The sequence below is a fragment of the Actinocorallia aurantiaca genome, assembly GCF_039533685.1.
Classification (GTDB): domain Bacteria; phylum Actinomycetota; class Actinomycetes; order Streptosporangiales; family Streptosporangiaceae; genus Actinocorallia; species Actinocorallia aurantiaca.
Map to the genome: position 1 here is coordinate 1 of NZ_BAAATZ010000058.1, position 930 is coordinate 930.

A 930-nucleotide genomic window follows, 5' to 3' on the forward strand; every position below is an offset into this window, starting at 1 on the left:
ATCACCCCGACACCCTGCAATCCGCCAACGACTTCGCCGTCACCCTGTATGCCTTGGGGCGGCGCAAGGAAGCGCTCGCTCTCGTTGAGGACACTCTGCAGCAGCGTCGCAGGGTGCTGGGTGACGACCACCCCGACACGGTGAGGTCCGTCATTGCTGTCGTCGAAGCGCTGGAGGGGACGGGACGGCGCAAGGCCGCCCGTGGTCTAAGGAAACTCATTCCCAGCCAGAGAAAACGACGGCGCAGTGATGGATAAAACCATTCGCGTTGAAGAGGCCGTACGCGTGCTGCTCGTTGCGTACGTCGGCGAGCGAGCACGAAGCGGGGGCTGCCGCCCCAGCCCCCGCTGGCCGGAGCACTCGCCCGCGCGAATCCCTCTGTCACATCGTCCCGCCGTTCGCGCAGGCAAGTACTCCGGAACGATGCGGGGGACTTCCCCTGAATGACACGTTCTGTAGCCGGGCGCTGTAGGCGAAGAAGAGGCCAAATGGACTGGAGGCACGGCCGATCTTGCTAACACTGTGCTAACGATGGGAGCGGATGGCTGTGGACAGCGGTGGACTACGACGACGGCGCTCCGCAGGTCACGAGACTGATCTGAACGAGGGCGGACAGCTTCGATCTTGCTTGTAAACAGCAGATCGTGAGTTATAACCTGCGAATGGCAAGCAAATGGTATTTGCAATGCCAGTGCTTCAGTTGCATCGCTGCATGTGGCTTCAGTTAACTAGGCATCCAGTCATACCAACTACTCCTATAAACCCACTTGCTCTTCCAGCTGTCATCAGTGTTCTGGTATCGGACGTACAGTCTCCACGAGAGTCGTGTTACATCTTGACACCACCATCGGCCGGTTTCATTATTGTCCATTGATGACCGGCTGGCCGATATCTCATTGAGAGTCTGCCACAGTTCCGGCTTATTGGGCG

Annotated in this window: 1 protein-coding gene; it reads left to right on the forward strand. The window is 58.9% G+C overall.

The genetic code is table 11. The annotated features are described in order from the left end of the window. Positions 1–257, forward strand: a 257-nt coding sequence (locus ABD327_RS37340; protein WP_344458528.1) for a tetratricopeptide repeat protein, incomplete at its 5' end; no start/stop codon positions are given. Positions 258–930 lie beyond the last annotated feature (673 nt).